Annotated in this window: 11 protein-coding genes, 4 tRNA genes and 1 pseudogene; 2 read left to right on the top strand and 14 right to left on the bottom strand. The window is 62.7% G+C overall.

Annotated features, from left to right (window positions below; translation table 11 throughout):
• Nucleotides 1-41 precede the first annotated feature (41 nt).
• Together BLS27_RS06880 and BLS27_RS06875 are read left to right on the top strand one after the other, a co-directional pair.
• Nucleotides 42-1160: a carbon-nitrogen hydrolase family protein gene (locus tag BLS27_RS06880; protein WP_090344033.1), complete on the top strand. Its 1119-nt coding sequence runs from the start codon at nt 42-44 to the stop codon at nt 1158-1160.
• 4 nt (nt 1161-1164) lie between these two features.
• Complete coding sequence (locus tag BLS27_RS06875) at nt 1165-2205, top strand: AraC family transcriptional regulator (RefSeq protein WP_090343817.1); 1041 nt, start codon at nt 1165-1167, stop codon at nt 2203-2205.
• Nucleotides 2206-2434: 229 nt separating this feature from the next.
• Here BLS27_RS06875 and BLS27_RS06870 read toward each other — a convergent pair whose 3' ends face one another.
• From BLS27_RS06870 to truA, 14 genes and pseudogenes are all read right to left on the bottom strand, one after another.
• On the bottom strand, nt 2435-3319 hold the full coding sequence (locus tag BLS27_RS06870; protein WP_090343815.1) for a DUF2242 domain-containing protein: 885 nt from the start codon (nt 3317-3319) through the stop codon (nt 2435-2437).
• A gap of 201 nt (nt 3320-3520) precedes the next feature.
• A tRNA-Asp gene (locus BLS27_RS06865) sits at nt 3521-3597 on the bottom strand.
• Between the two features lie 136 nt (nt 3598-3733).
• Nucleotides 3734-3810: transfer RNA gene (locus BLS27_RS06860), tRNA-Asp, on the bottom strand.
• Nucleotides 3811-3909: 99 nt separating this feature from the next.
• Nucleotides 3910-3986: transfer RNA gene (locus BLS27_RS06855), tRNA-Asp, on the bottom strand.
• 78 nt (nt 3987-4064) lie between these two features.
• Nucleotides 4065-4140 (bottom strand) — tRNA-Val (locus BLS27_RS06850).
• Between the two features lie 229 nt (nt 4141-4369).
• A complete protein-coding gene (locus BLS27_RS06845) occupies nt 4370-5143 on the bottom strand; it encodes an SDR family oxidoreductase (protein WP_043206810.1) in 774 nt (257 codons plus the stop codon).
• Nucleotides 5140-6351, bottom strand: coding sequence for an O-succinylhomoserine sulfhydrylase (locus BLS27_RS06840; RefSeq protein WP_043206813.1), 1212 nt, complete (start codon nt 6349-6351; stop codon nt 5140-5142). Before BLS27_RS06840 ends, BLS27_RS06845 begins: the two co-directional genes overlap by 4 nt.
• Before the next feature lie 15 nt (nt 6352-6366).
• A complete protein-coding gene (purF, locus tag BLS27_RS06835) occupies nt 6367-7872 on the bottom strand; it encodes an amidophosphoribosyltransferase (protein WP_043206817.1) in 1506 nt (501 codons plus the stop codon).
• 42 nt (nt 7873-7914) lie between these two features.
• The gene (locus tag BLS27_RS06830) at nt 7915-8469 is read right to left on the bottom strand and encodes a CvpA family protein (RefSeq protein ID WP_043206819.1); all 555 of its coding nucleotides are present in this window, start codon (nt 8467-8469) and stop codon (nt 7915-7917) included.
• Nucleotides 8470-8623: 154 nt separating this feature from the next.
• Complete coding sequence (locus BLS27_RS06825) at nt 8624-9310, bottom strand: SPOR domain-containing protein (protein ID WP_090343813.1); 687 nt, start codon at nt 9308-9310, stop codon at nt 8624-8626.
• A pseudogene (folC, locus tag BLS27_RS06820) lies at nt 9294-10597 on the bottom strand (bifunctional tetrahydrofolate synthase/dihydrofolate synthase). Before folC ends, BLS27_RS06825 begins: the two are co-directional and overlap by 17 nt.
• Nucleotides 10597-11490 carry an acetyl-CoA carboxylase, carboxyltransferase subunit beta gene (accD, locus tag BLS27_RS06815; protein WP_043206823.1) on the bottom strand — a complete coding sequence of 298 codons (894 nt, stop codon included), beginning with the start codon at nt 11488-11490 and terminating at the stop codon, nt 10597-10599. The pseudogene folC and the gene accD overlap by 1 nt, the downstream one beginning before the upstream one ends.
• A 251-nt stretch (nt 11491-11741) precedes the next feature.
• Nucleotides 11742-12362: a phosphoribosylanthranilate isomerase gene (locus tag BLS27_RS06810; protein ID WP_043206825.1), complete on the bottom strand. Its 621-nt coding sequence runs from the start codon at nt 12360-12362 to the stop codon at nt 11742-11744.
• 60 nt (nt 12363-12422) lie between these two features.
• Entirely contained in the window at nt 12423-13277 is an 855-nt protein-coding gene (truA, locus tag BLS27_RS06805; RefSeq protein ID WP_043206829.1) for a tRNA pseudouridine(38-40) synthase TruA, read from the bottom strand.
• Nucleotides 13278-13281 lie beyond the last annotated feature (4 nt).

Here is a 13281-nt window from a genome sequence, read left to right as displayed (position 1 = left end):
ACCCTAGGACACCCTATACAGTGAAGGTGCCTTGGCGCTTCATGCGAAAACTCCTGGCAGGCGCTCTAGCGCTGGTGATGATCGCCGCCCTCTGCGGCTACGGCTTCTGGACGATGCAGCGACCGGAAGGCCATTACCTTTCCGATTTGCGAATCGAACTGGCGCTCAATCACGGCGTACCGGGCGAACACGGCAACTTGCTGGGAATCGAACCGGTGCTCTACCCGGGCGATTACCAGAACCTGCAACGTCTGCACCGCAAGCTGTCAGCTTATCTGGAACAGGCTCGCGCCCAAGGTCTGGTCAGCCCGCGTACAGTGGTGGTGTTGCCGGAACACATCGGCACTTGGCTCTGGGCCCGGGGCGAAAAGAACGAGCTGTACCAGGTCACCCAGCGCCACGAAGCCTGGCAGTGGCTGGAGGTGAGCAACCCACTGCGCTACGGCTTGGCCATGCTCACCGCCACCGGTGACGATCGCCGCTCCGACGCCCACCTGCGAATGAAGGCCGAACAGATGGCCAGCGACTATCAGCAACTGTTCGGTGGCCTGGCCAAGGAGTTCGGCGTGACGCTGGTGGCAGGCTCCATCGTCCTGCCCGCGCCCTACCTGGATAACGGCGTGCTGCGCCCCGGCAGCGGCCCTCTGTTCAACAGCAGCCTGGTGTTCGGCGGTGACGGTTCGGTACTGGGCCAACCCCAACGCCAACAGTATCCGGACAGCGAAGTACGCCGCTACGTCCATCACGGACGCAAGTTTCCCTTGCAGGTCATTCAGACCCCGGCTGGCCGCCTCGGCGTGCTGGTGGGCAGCGACAGCTGGTACCCGGAAAACTACCGGCAATTGGCGCAGCAGTCGGTGGATCTGATCGCCAATCCTGTTTTCCTCAGCGGCAAGGACACCTGGAATACACCCTGGCGCGGCAACCGCCACCAGGACGCGACGGCCGAATTGCCACTGCAACGTGGCGAAGTCAGCGAACAGACGGCCTGGCAACAACTGACCCTGACCGCCAACAGCATCACCCCAAGCCTGAGCGTATTCCTGCGTGGCCAGTTTTGGGAACAAGGCAGTGACGGACAGGGCTTTGCCAACCAGGCAGGCACGCATTTGGCCGGCACTTCCAGCCAGGGTGCCCGCCTGCTGAACCTTTGGTTGTAACCCCATGACCCGGCCTCGCGTACGCCTGGGCGACCTCTCGGTGGGCTTCGTCCAACCGCTGGGCGAAGCACTCCAGCAACTGGGCCACGACCCGGCTCCTCTCCTACGCCGCTATGGACTGGACCACCCTCGCCTGGCCGAAGCGGGCGCACGCCTGTCGATTCCCCGCTACATGCATTTGGGCCATGCCGCCATCGAGCTGTGCGGCGAACCAGCCCTAGGCCTGCACATGGGCCGCTTGAGTCGTCTGGCCCAGGCAGGGCTGGCTGGCGTCACGGCAGCCCAGGCCCCGACCCTGGGTGAGGCCGCGCGTGTCCTGCTGCACTTCGAGCCGCTGTATGCCGCCAATTACCGGGGCCAGTCGAGCTTTCAGGAGGACGCCCACGGCGCTTGGCTGCGCTTCTACTCCATCAGCCCCTACAATGCCTACAACCGTTTCGTGGTCGACTCGTTGCTGGCTGGCTGGCTGGCCCAACTCTCGCACTTGGCAGGCCACTCGGTGCAGGCCGAGCGCATGGAGATCGAATTCCAGGCGCCCAGCTATGCGGCCCAATACCAGGCGTTGAGCGCAACCCCGGTGCAGTTTGGCGCATCCAGCAACCAATTGCGCCTGGACCGCGCCACCCTGGATTTGCCCAACCTCCAGCATTGCCCTAGCACCTGGCAGCACCTGTTGCAGCTGTGCGAAGCGGAATTGGCCCAACGCACCCGCGTGCGCAGCCTGGGTGAACGCATCACTCATCTGCTCGGCCCGTTGCTCAATGGTGGACAGGAACCGGACCTTGAAGCCGTGGCGCGTCACCTGCAACTACCCACTTGGACTTTGCGTCGCAAGCTGGCCGAGGAAGGCACGCGCTTTCGCAGCCTGCTCAATGACACACGCCGCGACCTCGCCGAAACCTACATCCGCGATACGGAGCTGGCCTTCGGTGAAATCGCTTATCTTTTGGGGTTTGCCTCGGCGGAGGCCTTCCAGCGCGCATTCAAGCGCTGGACCAGCCTGACGCCGGGGGAGTTTCGCCGCAATCAGCGGCGGGTGGGCTAAGGCCTGTGTGAAATGCTAGAGCTCGGTGGCGTCGTCCGCCGGCTCCATAGGGTCCAGCTCATAGGCCTGGTATTCGAGCAGCTCTTCCTGATAGTCATCCATTGGCTTGCTTCCTCTTCTCATTCATCTGTTCGGTCATGCCGTCACGCTAAGCGGGACGGATGAAGGTTTCATGACAGGTTTATGAAAGGTAAACGTAGCCGACATTCGGGAAGTTAGGTGATCGTCTTTACAAAGGCGCAGGCGCCGCCTCGGTTGCAGGAGCCTCCTGCTGCACCTGGATCGGCGCAGGTTCGGCAGGCGGGGTGACAGGCTGCGAGCCCTGGCTATCATCGACCATGGGGGCCGCCGGAACTTCGCTGGCAGGCGCCGCGAGGGCTGCGGGTGCTGGGGCTGCAACTGGGGCTGCAACTGGGCCTGCCACGGGGGCTGGGGGCGGTACGGGCTCAGCTGTCGAAGCCGGTGCGCTGACCGCGAGCGGCGCGGCCACAGGCTGTGCAGAGGTCTGCTCTGGCAGCCCCAGATCAGCAGCCGGCTTTTCGGACTTGGGCGTCTCGACCTTGGGCTCGGCCTTTTTCACTTTCTTAGGCTTTGGCAGGTAACTTTCGACCAAGGCGAAATAGCGCTCGTAGAACTGCGGCGCAGTGACTGTCTCGCTGGCCACCTTGACCATGGAATCGTCAGTCGAACCGATAGGCATGGATACCGAACCCAGCACGCCCACGCCAAGGCTCGCAGAGGTGTTGGATTTCTTCAGCGCATAACGATCCTGCAGGGCGTTGGCGAACATGGTGGAGCGCTGCTCATCACCGCTGTCCGGGACACAGGTGATGTTGAAGCTGATCTGCAGGTGATTCTCGGCGTTCTGCTGGAAACTCTTGTTACCCGCGATCTGGTTGGCACCGCTGCTGGTGATGATGTAACCCTGACTGAGCAGCGCGCGCCGGGCTGCCTCGCACGAGCCAGCTTCGCTGACCGGGAAGCTGCGCGAAAACGTGCCCGAGTCGTCGAAGTTTTCGTGCTCGTAGATGGCGGGCTTCTTCGAGGAGCAACCGGATACGCCCGCCAGCACAAGGGCTAGCCCGAGCGCACCGAAGACGGAGGTTCTGGACATCATGGATTCCGGGTAGGACAAACTGCGCCTATTGTGCAACACATGGCTCATCACTGAAACCGCGTTGCACGCTTGGCTGGGCAAAATTCATATAATCGACAAGCAGGCCCACTTGAGTGAGGCGAGCCCAGAAAGCAAAAAAGCGACCCTAAGGTCGCTTTCGTGTTGCTTCGAGGTGTTCATGGAGCCTCGAAGCGAATATGGCGCAGCGGACGGGACTCGAACCCGCGACCCCCGGCGTGACAGGCCGGTATTCTAACCGACTGAACTACCGCTGCGTATCGCTCAGGCTTGCGCCTGATTGAAACTGGGATCCCCCTTTCGATCACGGCTCGAAAGGCAGGCACAAAAAAAGCGACACGCTGATCGCTTTGATTGTTGCTTCAAGGTGTTCATGGGACCTCGAAGCGAAGATGGCGCAGCGGACGGGACTCGAACCCGCGACCCCCGGCGTGACAGGCCGGTATTCTAACCGACTGAACTACCGCTGCGTATCGTTCAGGCTTTCACCTGATTGAAACTGGGATCGGCCTGAAGTGCACTTGGCCTTCAGACCTCAGACCGGTGATGACACCCATCTGAAGAAAAAGTGGCGCAGCGGACGGGACTCGAACCCGCGACCCCCGGCGTGACAGGCCGGTATTCTAACCGACTGAACTACCGCTGCGCATATGGACTTGCGTCCGGTTCCTCTCAATTAGGAAGCTTCTTACGAAGTCTCCTGGGTCAGGAACATCTCAGGAAGTGGTGGGTGATGACGGGATCGAACCGCCGACCCTCTGCTTGTAAGGCAGATGCTCTCCCGGCTGAGCTAATCACCCTCGCAGTGTTGCTTGGTGCGTTTGCTTCGCTGAGGCCGCGAAATTTACGCAGGTACCGAAGCTAAGTCAATAGCCCCATTGGATTTTTTTCAAAAAGGCCGAAAAAGCTACAAGCTGCGAGTGGCAAGCGACAAGGAAACGCCTGCCGCTGTAGCAAGTAGTCCTGTCCTACAAATGACGAAGGGACCTCACGGTCCCCTCTTGCAGCTTGTGGCTAAAAGCCTGCAGCTCAGGTGTAGATCATTTTGCGGCTCATCCCGCCATCGACCACGAACTCCTGGCCGGTGACGAACCCTGCCTGGCGTGACAACAGCCAGGCCACCAACGCCGCGACATCCTCCACCGTCCCTACCCTGCCCGCAGGATGCTGGGCATGATCAGCCTCGGTCAGCGGTTCGGCACGGCGCTGGGAAGGGTCCCGGGCGTCGATCCAGCCAGGGCTGACCGCATTGACGCGAATCTCCGGCCCAAGGCTCATGGCCAGTGCATGGGTCAACGCCAACAGGCCACCCTTGCTCGCCGCATAGGCCTCGGTGTCCGGCTCTGACTGCCGGGCCCGGGTCGATGTCAGGTTGACAATGGCCCCGCCATGGGCGCGCAGGTAGGGCGCACAATGCTTGGCCAGCAGCATCGGCCCGTTGAGGTTGACCGCCAGCACCCTGTTCCACTGGGACAACGACAGGCTCTCCAGGGTCTGGTTGTGTGGATTGGCGATAGCCGCATTGCAGACCAAGGCATCCAGACGGCCGAACTGCGCCAGCACCTCAGAGACGCCAGCGCTGACCTGGGCCTCGTCGGCGACATCCATAGACACGAACCAGGCATTGTCGCCCAGGGCCTTGGCCACTTTGGAACCCCGCACGCGGTCCAGGTCGCTGAGCACCACCTGCCAACCTTCGCAGATCAGCCAAGCGGCGATGCCCAGTCCGATGCCACGAGCGGCACCGGTGACCAAGGCGACCCGACCATTGTGGCCCGGCTCACCGCCCTTCCAGTCGATCACAGCGCCGCCAGACCGCGGGCCAGATCGGCTTGCAGGTCAGCCACGTCTTCCAGGCCGACAGCGACGCGGATCAGGCTGTCGCGGATGCCTGCGGCTTCACGCTCCTGCGGCGTCAGACGCCCATGGGAGGTGGTAGCAGGGTGAGCGATGGTGGTTTTGCTGTCACCCAGGTTGGTGGTGATGGAAATCACGCGGGTCGCATCGATGAAGCGCCACGCGCCCTCTTTGCCCCCCTTGACCTCGAAACTGACCACCGCGCCGAAACCACTCATCTGGCGCTTAGCCAGTTCGTGTTGCGGATGGCTAGGTAGTCCGGCGTAATGAACCTTCTCCACACCCTCCTGCTTCTCCAGCCACTCTGCCAACGCTTGGGCACTTTCGCAGTGGGCGCGCATACGCAGCTTTAGCGTTTCCAGACCTTTGGTGAAGATCCAGGCGTTGAACGGGCTGAGCGTCGGGCCGGCGGTCCTCAGGAAGCCCACCACTTCTTTCATCTGCTCGCTGCGCCCAGCCACCACGCCACCCATGCAACGGCCCTGGCCGTCGATGAACTTGGTCGCGGAGTGGAAGACGATATCGGCACCGAGCTTGAGTGGCTGCTGCAATGCCGGGGTACTGAAGCAGTTATCCACGACCAGCATCGCGCCGCGGGCGTGGGCGATTTCGGCCAGTGCGGCGATATCGACCAGTTCGGCCAGCGGGTTGGACGGTGACTCGACGATCAGCAGCTTGGTGTTGGCCTTGATGGCCTTTTCCCACCCGCTGAGGTCGACCAACGGCACGTAGTCCACCTGCACGCCGAAACGCTTGAAGTACTTCTCGAACAGGCTGATGGTCGAGCCGAACACGCTCTGCGACACCAGCACATGATCACCAGCGCTGCACAGGGACATCACCACGGCCAGGATCGCGGCCATGCCAGTGGAGGTCCCCACGGCCTGCTCGGCGCCTTCCATGGCCGCCAGACGTTCCTCGAAAGCGCGTACTGACGGGTTGGTGTAACGCGAATAGACGTTGCCGGGTGTTTCGCCAGCAAAGCGCGCAGCCGCATCGGCGGCCGTGCGGAAGACATAACTGGAGGTCAGGAACAGCGCTTCGCTGTGCTCGGCTTCCGGTGTACGGTTCTGACCGGCGCGCACCGCCAGGGTGTCGAAACCGACACCCTCGAGGTCACTGTCCAGTCGACCGGCATCCCATTGATCGGTCATGCCGTCGCTCCCAAATCAGTTGTTGTAGAGGTCGATGATCGCGCTGACAGCCTGATTCTTCGCCTTGGCCAAATCGTTGCGCTGCTGCTCGATACGCTCAAGGTAGGCTTCGTCGATGTCGCCAGTGACGTATTCACCATTGAACACCGCGCAATCGAAGTGCTCGATCTTGATCTTGCCGCCACCGACCGATTCGATCAGGTCAGGCAGGTCCTGGTAGACCAGCCAGTCGGCGCCGATCAACTCGGCCACCTGTTCGGTGGTACGGTTGTGGGCGATCAGTTCGTGAGCGCTCGGCATGTCGATGCCGTAGACGTTGGGATAGCGCACCGCGGGGGCCGCGGAGCAGAAGTAGACATTCTTGGCACCGGCTTCGCGGGCCATCTGGATGATCTGCTTGCAGGTGGTGCCGCGCACGATGGAGTCGTCCACCAGCATCACGTTCTTGCCGCGGAATTCCAGCTCGATGGCATTGAGCTTCTGGCGCACCGATTTCTTGCGTGCGGCCTGGCCGGGCATGATGAAGGTCCGGCCGATATAACGGTTCTTGACGAAGCCTTCGCGGAACTTCACACCCAGGTGGTTGGCCAGCTCCAGGGCAGCGGTACGGCTGGTGTCCGGGATCGGGATGACCACGTCGATGTCGTGATCGGGGCGCTCACGCTGGATCTTCTCGGCCAACTTCTCACCCATGCGCAGGCGCGCCTTGTACACCGAGACGCCGTCCATGATCGAGTCCGGGCGGGCCAGGTAAACATGTTCGAAGATGCACGGCTGAAGTTTAGGGTTGTTGGCGCACTGCTTGGTGAACAGCTGGCCTTCCTCGGTGATGTACACCGCTTCGCCCGGCGCCAGGTCACGGATCAGGGTGAAACCGAGCACATCCAGGGCAACGCTTTCGGAGGCAATCATGTACTCGACGCCCTCGTCGGTATGACGCTGACCGAACACGACCGGACGGATACCGTTGGGGTCACGGAAGCCGACGATGCCATAGCCGGTAACCATCGCCACCACAGCGTAGCCGCCGACACAGCGGCTGTGCACGTGGGAGACCGCGGCGAACACGTCTTCCTCGGTCGGCTGCAGCTTGCCGCGCACGGCCAGCTCATGGGCGAACACGTTGAGCAGCACTTCCGAGTCGGAGTTGGTGTTGACGTGGCGCAGATCCGATTCGTAGATCTCCTTGGCCAGTTGCTCGACGTTGGTCAGGTTGCCGTTGTGCGCCAGGGTGATGCCATAGGGCGAGTTGACATAGAACGGCTGAGCCTCGGCCGAGGTGGAGCTGCCCGCGGTCGGGTAGCGGACATGGCCAATGCCCATGTGACCGACCAGGCGCTGCATGTGGCGCTGCTGGAAGACATCACGTACCAGGCCGTTATCCTTGCGCAGGAACAACCGGCCGTCGTGGCTGGTCACGATACCGGCAGCGTCCTGGCCGCGGTGCTGGAGCACGGTTAGCGCGTCATACAGCGCCTGATTGACGTTCGACTTACCGACGATACCGACGATGCCACACATGCGACGCAACCCCTACTTTGATGAAACTTGATTGAAAAGCGCTCAAGGCCTGGTAGGCCCGAGCAACTGTTCCTTGAACGGAAGATCAGCCGGTGCGCTGATCCCACTGGACATCCATTGACCGGTGAATCCCAGAATCAGGTTCTTGGACCAGTCAGCGACCAATAGAAACTGTGGTATCAGGCGCGACTCCTGCCACCACGGATCCTGTTGTACCGGCCCCAGGCTCAACAGCCCAATGGCCACCACCACCAGCAAGGCCCCGCGCGCAGCTCCGAAGGCCATGCCGAGGAAACGATCGGTGCCGGACAGCCCGGTCACGCGAATAAGCTCGCCGATAAGGAAGTTGATCATGGCCCCCACCAGCAAGGTGGCGACGAAAAGAATGGCGCAGCCGGCAATGATGCGTGCCGATGGCGTCTGGATATAGCTTTCAAGATACTGCGAAAGGGAGCCGCCGAACATCCAGGCGACCGCACCGGCAATGATCCAGATGAGCAGGGACAAGGCTTCCTTGACGAAGCCGCGCTTGAGACTGATCAGTGAGGAAATGGCGATGATCGCGATGATCGCCCAATCGACCCAGGTAAATGCCACGGTGTTGCCTGCCGACGTTTGAGGCGGCGCATTTTACCAGAGCGGCGGGTTTGGGGTAAGCGGAATGTCAGCCCATTAGGGCGACTTTGCCTCTGGCGACGCAGGTCCGGGTGCAAGCCTGCGCAGCCGGGACAGGCTGCGCAGGCATTCTGGATCAGTTGCGCTCTGGCTGGAAGCGCACCACAAAGCCCTTGAGGTTGTGCTGGCGATTGATCACATCCCGCAGGCGCTCAGCCTCGGCCCGCTCGATCAGTGGCCCGACATAGACACGATTCATGCCGTCGGCAGCACGGATATAGGCGTTGTAGCCCTGGCTGCGCAGGGTTTTTTGCAGATTGTCGGCGCCAGCGCGATTGGAAAGACTGGCCAACTGGATCGACCAGCTCACCGGCAGACCATTGACATCGACCTTGGAGGGCGCGGCTGGCTTGGTAGTGCTGGCTGTCGCTGCAGGTGCAGGCGTGGCGGCCGGACGCGTCTCGGCCTTCGGCGTGGGCGTTGGTGCAGGCTTGGGAGCTGGTGCCTGGGCGGCCTGGGTCGGTGATGGCGTGATCGGCTGGCTCGGCGTGGTCATCGGCGCACTGGATTCGTTGACCACCACAGGTGGCTGCTCCGGCACCGGCTCCGACACGTCGGGCAATGGCTGGGGCTCCGGTACCTGCACAGGCTCGACCTGCACCTGCGGCAAGCTCGGCATGGCAGGCGCCTCAGGCGCCTCGACACGCACTTGACGCATCTCGTCTTCGCGGGTGAACAGCATCGGCAGGAAAATCACCGCCAGCGCCACCAGCACCAACGCACCCACCATGCGCTGCTTGATCCCTTTATCCAGCACTGCCATCTACTCCTCCGGAGCTTGCCGCTCTAGCCATTCCAGGGCTTGGCCAACACAGAAAAACGAACCGAACAGCAGGATCTGATCGTCCGCCGTCGCCTGCGCGCATTGCCCCTCAAGGGCCGCATCGATGCTGGCATAAGACTTCACCGCTGCACCGACGTTCGTCAAGGCTGCTACCAGCTCCGCGGCCGGACGACTGCGTGGCGTTTGCAGCGGTGCCACCGCCCATTCATCGACAACGCCCTTGAGCGGCGCGATCACGCCCTCCAGATCCTTGTCGGCGAGCAGGCCGAACACCGCCAGGCGACGCCCCTTGATCGGGCGCGCGGCCAAACGGGCAGCCAGGTATTCGGCAGCATGGGGGTTGTGCCCCACATCCAGCAACAGCTCCAGACGCCGGCCTTGCCACTGCACCGTGCGGCGGTCCAGACGACCGGTAACCTGGGTATCGAGCAGCGCCTGGCGTATCTGCCCAGCCTCGAAAGGCAAGCCCATCAGCAAGTAGGCCTGCAGCGCCAGGGCGGCATTCTCCATCGGCAGGTCAAGCAAAGGCAGGTCATGCAGTTCCACGCTGCTGCCGTCGAGCCGGCTGCCACGCCACTGCCAGTGCTGGTCAGTGGTTGCAAGATCGAAATCGCGACCCCGCAGCAGGAACGGGCAAGCAAGTTCACGCGCCTTGTCCAGCAAAGGCTGTGGCGGGTTCAGATCGCCACACAGGGCCGGCTTGCCCTGACGGAAGATACCCGCCTTTTCGAAGGCAACGGATTCGCGGGTATTGCCCAGGTAATCGGCGTGATCCACGCCGATGCTGGTGACCAACGCCAGGTCCGCGTCGATCAGGTTGACCGCATCCAGACGGCCACCCAGGCCGACCTCGAGCACCACGGCATCCAGCGCGGACTGCTGGAACAGCCAGAACGCCGCCAGCGTACCCATCTCGAAGTAGGTCAGGGAGATCTCGCCACGGGCTGCCTCCACGGCAGCGAACGCCTCGCACAGGCGTTCATCGCTGGCGTCGGCTCCGTCGATGCGCACCCGCTCGTTGTAACGCAACAAGTGAGGCGAGCTGTACACGCCGACTTTAAGCCCCTGCGCCCGGAGCAGTGATGCCACGAATGCGCAGGTCGAGCCTTTGCCGTTGGTACCGGTAACCGTCACCACCCGGGGCGCCAGCTTGCCTAACCCGAGCCGCGCCGCCACCTGCTGCGAACGCTCCAGCCCCATGTCGATGGCCGATGGGTGCAACTGCTCGAGGTAGGCGAGCCAGTCACCCAGAGTGCGAGTGCTCATCACGCGACGGCAGCCGCCTCAAGGGCTTGCGCCGGAGTCGCCTGGCCGGTCATCTGGGCCAGCAGGCGGGCAAGACGCGGACGCAGCTCGCCACGGGAGATGATCAGATCGATGGCACCGTGCTCGAGCAGGAATTCGCTGCGCTGGAAGCCTTCCGGCAGCTTCTCGCGGACGGTCTGCTCGATCACGCGAGGACCGGCGAAGCCGATCAGCGCCTTCGGCTCACCGACGATGACGTCGCCGAGCATCGCCAGGCTTGCGGAAACACCGCCGTAGACCGGGTCGGTCAGTACCGAGATGAACGGAATGCCTTCTTCCCGCAGGCGGGCCAGCACAGCCGAAGTCTTGGCCATCTGCATCAGCGAAATCAGGGCCTCTTGCATGCGCGCGCCGCCCGAAGCGGAGAAGCAGACCATCGGGCAGCGGTTTTCCAAGGCGTAGTTGGCGGCACGTACGAAGCGCTCGCCCACGATGGCGCCCATGGAGCCCCCCATGAAGGAGAACTCGAAGGCGCTGACCACGATCGGCATGCCCATCAGGGTGCCGCTCATGGAAATCAGCGCGTCCTTCTCGCCAGTCTGCTTCTGGGCTGCCGTCAGGCGATCCTTGTACTTCTTGCCGTCACGGAATTTAAGGCGATCCACAGGCTCGAGGTCAGCCCCCAGCTCGGCACGCCCCTCGGGGTCGAGGAAGATGTCGATACGAGCACGGGCGCCGATGCGCATGTGGTGGTTGCACTTGGGGCAGACATCCAGGGTCTTTTCCAGCTCCGGACGATACAGCACGGACTCGCATGCCGGGCACTTGTGCCACAGGCCCTCAGGCACCGAGCTCTTCTTCACCTCGGAACGCATGATCGAAGGGATCAGTTTGTCGACTAACCAGTTGCTCATGCTTTCTTTCTCCAGTATCGGTGGGCGGGGGCCGGTCTGGCCGGCCATGCCCTGCCCTTGAGCTCATGTTCTTCAATGAAACGATGATGACCCGGTCCGGGGCCCGCATTGAAGCGGAGCCGACCTGGCGGTCGGGCCATCGTCAATCTGTCATGCCGGCGATCCGCACCACCTGTCCGAGGAACAGGCTTGGCAGCACCGGGCTGCGAAAGCTATGGACGATGCCGCGCGGGCAGCCGTCACATCCATCGTCACGCCTGTTTCACCGCACGCATGAAGGCTTCGATCTTCGCCGCGTCCTTGATGCCCTTGGCCTGCTCAACCCCGCCGCTGACATCCACGGCGTAGGGGCGCACCTGGGCGATGGCCTGACCGACGTTATCCGCGGACAGGCCACCGGCCAAGATGATCGGCTTGCTCAGCGAAGCAGGTACCAGCGACCAGTCGAAGGCCTCGCCAGTGCCGCCCGGCACGCCCGGCACGTAGGTGTCCAGGAGAATACCTCGAGCCCCTGCATAGTGTTGGCAGGCAGCATGCAGGTCATCGCCAGGGCGCACCCGCAGCGCTTTGATCCAGGGCCGATGGTAACCCTCGCAATCGGCCGGGGTTTCGTCGCCGTGGAACTGTAGCAGGTCCAGCGGCACCACCTCGAGAATCTCGTTGAGCTCGCACCGCGATGCATTGACGAACAAGCCCACCGTAGTCACGAATGGTGGCAGCTCGGCGATGATCGCACGCGCCTGGCGCACATCCACCGCACGCGGGCTCTTGGCATAAAAGACCAAGCCGATAGCATCGGCACCGGCTTCGGCGGCCGCCAGGGCGTCCTCGATGCGGGTAATCCCGCAGATCTTGCTGCGAACGTTGCTCATGGACGGCGGACCTTGAGTGGGCGGTTAAAGGCCGGATGGTAGCAAATGACGTTTCGCCCGTCAGTCTGCCAATGCTTCGTACCCGGTGAGAAAGTGTGGACCGATGTAACGTTGCGGCAAGGCGAAGACCTCGGGGTATTCCACCTGGACCAGATACAGGCCGTAGGGGTGGGCCGTTACCCCGCCCTCGCGACGATTGCGTCCTTCGAGCACCTCGCGCGCCCAGGTCACGGGGCGCTCGCCCGCACCGATGGTCATCAGCACACCGGCGATGTTACGCACCATGTGATGGAGGAACGCCGTGGCGCGAACGTCCAGCACGATCATCTTGCCGTGGCGAGTGACGCGCAGGTGATAGATGTGCTTGATCGGCGACTTGGCCTGGCACTGGCTGGCCCGGAACGCGCTGAAGTCATGGGTCCCCAGCAGGAACTGCGCCGCCTCGGCCATGCGCTCGACATCCAGCGGCCGATGGTTCCAGGTGACCTCCTCGGCCAGGTGCGCGGGGCGGATCGGGTCGTTGTAGATGACATAACGATAGCGCCGTGCCACGGCCTTGAACCGGGCATGGAAATTCGCAGGCATCGGCCGTGCCCAGGTGACACTGATGTCATTGGGCAGATTGAAGTTGGTGCCCATGGTCCAGGCGCGCTCATCGCGCACCGCGCGGGTATCGAAATGAACGATCTGGCCACAGCCATGCACTCCGGCGTCGGTGCGCCCGGCACAGATCACTGAGATTGGCTCGTTGGCCACCGTCGACAGCGCTTGCTCCAAGGCTTGCTGGACGCTTGGCACGCCACTGGCCTGACGCTGCCAGCCACGGTAGCGCGAGCCTTTGTATTCCACGCCCAAGGCGATGCGGGAGTAGCCTTCGGCTGCCGATTCGGCTGCCTCGATGTCGTTGATGTCCAAGAAC

The organism is Pseudomonas guariconensis (assembly GCF_900102675.1).
GTDB lineage: Bacteria > Pseudomonadota > Gammaproteobacteria > Pseudomonadales > Pseudomonadaceae > Aquipseudomonas > Aquipseudomonas guariconensis.
This window is presented reverse-complemented; position numbering and strand designations above follow the sequence as displayed.